The sequence below is a fragment of the Nocardia sp. NPDC041819 genome (assembly GCF_055590505.1).
This window is the reverse complement of record NZ_JBVJAP010000046.1, coordinates 1-5228: the sequence shown is the minus strand read 5'-3', so window position 1 is coordinate 5228 and position 5228 is coordinate 1. Positions and strand designations below refer to the sequence as shown.

Genomic DNA, 5228 nt, shown 5'->3' with positions numbered 1-5228 from the left:
CGGGTTGGATGTGTGTGCGTGTGTTCTTTGAGAACTCAATAGTGTGTCGATGAATGTCAGTGCCAAATGTTTTATTTGGTTCCGGCTCTTCACCCCCCGTGTGGAGGGTCGGACATTTTTGTCAGCTTTTTGCTGGCGATTGTTTTGCTAGGTTTTCGGACTCTAGTTTTTGATCTGATTGCACCCTTTTGGGGGTGTGGTTGTGAGTCTTCAACGGAGAGTTTGATCCTGGCTCAGGACGAACGCTGGCGGCGTGCTTAACACATGCAAGTCGAGCGGTAAGGCCCTTCGGGGTACACGAGCGGCGAACGGGTGAGTAACACGTGGGTGATCTGCCTCGCACTTCGGGATAAGCCTGGGAAACTGGGTCTAATACCGGATATGACCTGCTGTCGCATGGCGGTGGGTGGAAAGATTTATCGGTGCGAGATGGGCCCGCGGCCTATCAGCTTGTTGGTGGGGTAATGGCCTACCAAGGCGACGACGGGTAGCCGGCCTGAGAGGGCGACCGGCCACACTGGGACTGAGACACGGCCCAGACTCCTACGGGAGGCAGCAGTGGGGAATATTGCACAATGGGCGAAAGCCTGATGCAGCGACGCCGCGTGAGGGATGACGGCCTTCGGGTTGTAAACCTCTTTCGACAGGGACGAAGCGCAAGTGACGGTACCTGTAGAAGAAGCACCGGCCAACTACGTGCCAGCAGCCGCGGTAATACGTAGGGTGCGAGCGTTGTCCGGAATTACTGGGCGTAAAGAGCTTGTAGGCGGTTTGTCGCGTCGTCTGTGAAAACTCACAGCTCAACTGTGAGCTTGCAGGCGATACGGGCAGACTTGAGTACTGCAGGGGAGACTGGAATTCCTGGTGTAGCGGTGAAATGCGCAGATATCAGGAGGAACACCGGTGGCGAAGGCGGGTCTCTGGGCAGTAACTGACGCTGAGAAGCGAAAGCGTGGGTAGCGAACAGGATTAGATACCCTGGTAGTCCACGCCGTAAACGGTGGGCGCTAGGTGTGGGTTTCCTTCCACGGGATCCGTGCCGTAGCTAACGCATTAAGCGCCCCGCCTGGGGAGTACGGCCGCAAGGCTAAAACTCAAAGGAATTGACGGGGGCCCGCACAAGCGGCGGAGCATGTGGATTAATTCGATGCAACGCGAAGAACCTTACCTGGGTTTGACATACACCGGAAACCTGCAGAGATGTAGGCCCCCTTGTGGTCGGTGTACAGGTGGTGCATGGCTGTCGTCAGCTCGTGTCGTGAGATGTTGGGTTAAGTCCCGCAACGAGCGCAACCCTTGTCCTGTGTTGCCAGCGCGTAATGGCGGGGACTCGCAGGAGACTGCCGGGGTCAACTCGGAGGAAGGTGGGGACGACGTCAAGTCATCATGCCCCTTATGTCCAGGGCTTCACACATGCTACAATGGCCGGTACAGAGGGCTGCGATACCGTGAGGTGGAGCGAATCCCTTAAAGCCGGTCTCAGTTCGGATCGGGGTCTGCAACTCGACCCCGTGAAGTTGGAGTCGCTAGTAATCGCAGATCAGCAACGCTGCGGTGAATACGTTCCCGGGCCTTGTACACACCGCCCGTCACGTCATGAAAGTCGGTAACACCCGAAGCCGGTGGCCTAACCCCTTGTGGGAGGGAGCCGTCGAAGGTGGGATCGGCGATTGGGACGAAGTCGTAACAAGGTAGCCGTACCGGAAGGTGCGGCTGGATCACCTCCTTTCTAAGGAGCACTTCTCCACGACGCTTCACATAGGTGATGGTGGTTGTGGCAGAGACCATGTCGGACTCGAATGTAGTCCGGTGGAAGCTCATGGGTGGAACGCTGACAGCTTCTTCCGCGTATCGGTGGGTCCTTGGTGGCCGGCTGGTGGTTGATATATCGACACACTGTTGGGTCCTGAAAGAACAGACGTTCTTTCCAGGCAAAAAATACGATCCGCTCGGATCTCTGGTGATACCGGCTCCTTCGGGGGTGCTGGTCCTGGGTTGTGGTTCGGGTGGGTGTGTTGTTTGAGAACTGCACAGTGGACGCGAGCATCTTTGTTTGTAAGTGTTTAAGAGCGTTCGGTGGATGCCTTGGCACCAGGAGCCGATGAAGGACGTAGGAGGCTGCGATAAGCCTCGGGGAGCTGTCAACCGAGCTGAGATCCGAGGATTTCCGAATGGGGAAACCCGGCACGAGTGATGTCGTGTCACCCTCCGCTGAATATATAGGCGGTGGGGAGGGAACGTGGGGAAGTGAAACATCTCAGTACCCACAGGAAGAGAAAACAATTGTGATTCCGTGAGTAGTGGCGAGCGAAAGCGGATGAGGCTAAACCATGCGTGTGTGATAGCCGGCAGGCGTTGCGCGTGTGGGGTAGTGGGGCCTACTTTCCTATCACTGCCGTGGTAGGCGACAGTCAGAAAAGTGCGTGTTAGTCGAAGTGGTCTGGAACGGCCTGTCGTAGAGGGTGAGAGTCCCGTAGACGAAAATGCGTGCTCTGTTGTAGTGGGTTCCCGAGTAGCAGCGGGCCCGTGAAATCTGCTGTGAATCTGCCGGGACCACCCGGTAAGCCTGAATACTCCCTGGTGACCGATAGCGGACTAGTACCGTGAGGGAAAGGTGAAAAGTACCCCGGGAGGGGAGTGAAATAGTACCTGAAACCGGACGCTTACAATCCGTCAGAGCCTTCCACTTTTGTGGTGGGGTGATGGCGTGCCTTTTGAAGAATGAGCCTGCGAGTCATCGGTGTGTGGCGAGGTTAACCCGTGTGGGGTAGCCGTAGCGAAAGCGAGTCCGAATAGGGCGTTTTTAGTCGCATGTCATGGACCCGAAGCGGAGTGATCTACCCATGGCCAGGGTGAAGCGACGGTAAGACGTCGTGGAGGCCCGAACCCACTTAGGTTGAAAACTGAGGGGATGAGCTGTGGGTAGGGGTGAAAGGCCAATCAAACTCCGTGATAGCTGGTTCTCCCCGAAATGCATTTAGGTGCAGCGTCACGTGTTTCACGCCGGAGGTAGAGCTACTGGATGGCCTAGGGGGCCTACAAGCTTACCGAAGTCAGCCAAACTCCGAATGCCGGTGTGTGAGAGCGTGGCAGTGAGACTGCGGGGGATAAGCTTCGTAGTCGAGAGGGAAACAGCCCAGATCGCCGGCTAAGGCCCCTAAGCGTGTACTAAGTGGAAAAGGATGTGGGGTCGCGAAGACAACCAGGAGGTTGGCTTAGAAGCAGCCACCCTTGAAAGAGTGCGTAATAGCTCACTGGTCAAGTGATCCTGCGCCGACAATGTAGCGGGGCTCAAGTACACCGCCGAAGCCGCGGCATTCCAGTATTATCTTGCTTTCGAGCCAGGAGCTGGGATGGGTAGGGGAGCGTCGTGCAGCCGTGGAAGCAGCAGTGTGAACTAGTTGTGGAGGCTGTGCGAGTGAGAATGCAGGCATGAGTAGCGAAAGACGAGTGAGAAACTCGTCCGCCGAATGACCAAGGGTTCCTGGGCCAGGTTAATCCGCCCAGGGTGAGTCGGGACCTAAGGCGAGGCCGACAGGCGTAGTCGATGGACAACGGGTTGATATTCCCGTACCCGTGTATCCGCGCCCAATGGCGAATCATCTGTGCTAATCGTCCTGAACCGGATGGACTTCCTTCGGGAAGCTGGAAGGGGATGCACGAGACCCTGGGTGTAGTAGTCAAGCGATGGGGTGACGCAGGAAGGTAGCTGGGCCAGGTGATGGATTACCTGGTGTAAGCGTGTAGGGCGTTGTGTAGGCAAATCCGCACGACATGAGCCTGAGACGTGATGCGTAGCCGATTGAGGCGAATTCAGTGATCCTATGCTGCCGAGAAAAGCCTCTAGTGAGTTGGTACACGGCCCGTACCCCAAACCGACACAGGTGGTCAGGTAGAGAATACCGAGGCGATCGAGAGAACTGTGGTTAAGGAACTCGGCAAAATGCCCCCGTAACTTCGGGAGAAGGGGGACCACGTCTGGTGACCGGCTTTACGCTGTGAGCTGGGTGTGGTCGCAGAGACCAGAGAGAAGCGACTGTTTACTAAAAACACAGGTCCGTGCGAAGTCGTAAGACGATGTATACGGACTGACGCCTGCCCGGTGCCGGAAGGTTAAGAGGACCGGTTAGCGCCTTCGGGTGCGAAGCTGAGAATTTAAGCCCCGGTAAACGGCGGTGGTAACTATAACCATCCTAAGGTAGCGAAATTCCTTGTCGGGTAAGTTCCGACCTGCACGAATGGCGTAACGACTTCTCTGCTGTCTCAACCACAGACTCGGCGAAATTGCATTACGAGTAAAGATGCTCGTTACGCGCGGCAGGACGAAAAGACCCCGGGACCTTCACTATAGCTTGGTATTGGTGTTCGGTACGGTTTGTGTAGGATAGGTGGGAGACTGTGAAGCGGGCACGCCAGTGTTCGTGGAGTCGTCGTTGAAATACCACTCTGGTCGTATTGGACTTCTAACCTCGGACCCTGATCGGGTTCAGGGACAGTGCCTGGTGGGTAGTTTAACTGGGGCGGTTGCCTCCTAAAATGTAACGGAGGCGCCCAAAGGTTCCCTCAGCCTGGTTGGCAATCAGGTGTCGAGTGCAAGTGCACAAGGGAGCTTGACTGTGAGACTGACAGGTCGAGCAGGGACGAAAGTCGGGACTAGTGATCCGGCACCGGCATGTGGAAGCGGTGTCGCTCAACGGATAAAAGGTACCCCGGGGATAACAGGCTGATCTTCCCCAAGAGTCCATATCGACGGGATGGTTTGGCACCTCGATGTCGGCTCGTCGCATCCTGGGGCTGGAGTAGGTCCCAAGGGTTGGGCTGTTCGCCCATTAAAGCGGCACGCGAGCTGGGTTTAGAACGTCGTGAGACAGTTCGGTCTCTATCCGCCGCGCGCGTCAGAAACTTGAGGAAGGCTGTCCCTAGTACGAGAGGACCGGGACGGACGAACCTCTGGTGTGCCAGTTGTCCTGCCAAGGGCACTGCTGGTTGGCTACGTTCGGAAGGGATAACCGCTGAAAGCATCTAAGCGGGAAGCCTGTTCCAAGATGAGGTTTCTCACCACCTTCGAGTGGTTAAGGCCCCCTACAGACCATGGGGTTGATAGGCCGGAACTGGAAGCACGGTAACGTGTGGAGGTGACCGGTACTAATCGGCCGAGGACTTACCAACAAAGGTTGCTACGCGTCCACTGTGCGGTATCTGAAACAACACACAGATACCCCTTTCGA

The 5228-nt window shown here is 56.4% G+C and carries 2 rRNA genes; both read left to right on the top strand.

From position 1 onward, the window contains the following. Nucleotides 1-210: 210 nt before the first annotated feature. Nucleotides 211-1729, top strand: a 16S ribosomal RNA gene (locus tag ACZ6DL_RS37955). Between the two features lie 324 nt (nt 1730-2053). Continuing rightward, nucleotides 2054-5169: ribosomal RNA gene (locus tag ACZ6DL_RS37950) — 23S ribosomal RNA — on the top strand. Together the 16S and 23S rRNA genes form the textbook arrangement of a ribosomal RNA operon. Nucleotides 5170-5228 lie beyond the last annotated feature (59 nt).